Here is an 860-nt window from a genome sequence, read left to right as displayed (position 1 = left end):
TGATGGGCGAATTCAGCGCCGGCAAAAGCACTCTCACCAATCTGCTGGTGGGCCAGCAGCCGCTGCCCACCCGCGTCACCGCCACCCGCCTGCCGCCGGTCTGGATCTCTCACGGGGCGGAGGGCGCCTGCCTGACCGGCACCGACGGCAGCGAGACCCCCGTGCGGCTGGAGGATCTGGACGATGTGCCGCTGGAAACCACCGCACTGATCCGCCTGACTCTGCCGGCCGAGGCGCTGGAGCTCTGCGATCTGATCGACATGCCCGGGATCTCCGACCCCAACATGCCCGCCAGCGTTTGGCAGAACCTGCTGCCGGAGGTGGACAGCGTGATCTGGTGCACCCATGCCACCCAGGCCTGGCGCCAGTCAGAAGCGGCGGTATGGGAGGAAATCTCTGCCCGGCTCGACGCCCCCAGCACCCTGCTGATTACCCATTTCGACAAGCTCAAGACCCCGCGCGACCGTGACCGGGTGCTGCGCCGGGTACAGAAGGAAACCGGCGATGGCTTCAATGCGGTGTTCCCGCTGTCGCTCAGCCAGGCGCTGGCCGCGGGCGAGGATATGGAGGCCTGGAAGACCAGCGGCGCTGACGGGTTCATCGAATACCTGGTCGACCTGCTCTTGAACTGGGCGCAGCCGCACCGTCCCCGCCCTGCGTTGAAGCCTGCCACTGCCACGGAGGCGCTGCAGCCGGACCAGCAGCTGCGGGCAGAGGTGCTGGACATCGGCGGGATGCGCGATAGCAGCCCCCAGGCGGACCCTCAGGCACAGCCGCAGCTTCAGGCGGCCGCCGCCAATGAGGGCCCCCGGGTGATGCCGCGCCGGGTCTCTGCCCCCTCCCGGCGCGGCATCCCCCGG

At 69.2% G+C, this 860-nt stretch carries 1 protein-coding gene; it reads left to right on the top strand.

Features of this window, described 5'->3' with window-relative positions:
• On the top strand, positions 1-860 hold an 860-nt coding region (locus RA24_RS21590), incomplete at both ends, for a dynamin family protein (RefSeq protein ID WP_052269653.1).

It is taken from the genome of Leisingera sp. ANG-M6, assembly GCF_000813905.1.
Taxonomy (GTDB): domain Bacteria; phylum Pseudomonadota; class Alphaproteobacteria; order Rhodobacterales; family Rhodobacteraceae; genus Leisingera.
Note: the sequence above shows the minus strand (reverse complement) of the source record. Positions and strands in the feature narration are given on the sequence as shown.